General features: G+C 62.4%; 1 protein-coding gene. It reads left to right on the forward strand.

All coding sequences use genetic code 11. The features are described from left to right. A partial coding sequence (locus tag QWJ46_RS31125; RefSeq protein WP_302756390.1) for a carbohydrate ABC transporter permease occupies positions 1-505 on the forward strand: 505 nt, incomplete at both ends.

The following is a 505-nucleotide window of genomic DNA, read 5'->3' on the forward strand; positions in this document are numbered from 1 at the left end:
GAAGATCCGCGGCGAGGGGTTATTGCGGCCGATCTTCCTCTATCCGATGGCGCTCTCCTTCATCGTCACCGGCGTCGCCTGGAAGTGGTTCCTCGATCCCGGCCTCGGGCTCGAGCAGACGCTGCACCACTTCGGCTGGACGAGCTTCCACTTCGACTGGATCAAGAACAAGGACTTCGTCATCTATACCGTCGTCATCGCCGGTGTCTGGCAGGCCTCGGGCTTCGTCATGGCGATGTTTCTCGCCGGGCTGCGCGGCATCGACGGCGAGATTATGAAGGCGGCTCAGATCGACGGCGCCTCACCCTTCCAACTCTACCGCCGCATCGTCATTCCGCTGCTGCGGCCGATCTTCCTGTCGGCCTTCATCGTGCTCGCCCATATGGCGATCAAATCCTACGACCTGGTGGTGGCGCTGACCTCGGGCGGGCCGGGCGGCTCGGCCTGGCTGCCGTCCAACTTCATGTATGAATATACCTTCAAGCGCAACGAGATGGCCGTCGGC

Origin of the sequence: Rhizobium sp. CBN3 (genome assembly GCF_030518245.1) — a bacterium.
Lineage (GTDB): Bacteria > Pseudomonadota > Alphaproteobacteria > Rhizobiales > Rhizobiaceae > Rhizobium > Rhizobium aethiopicum_A.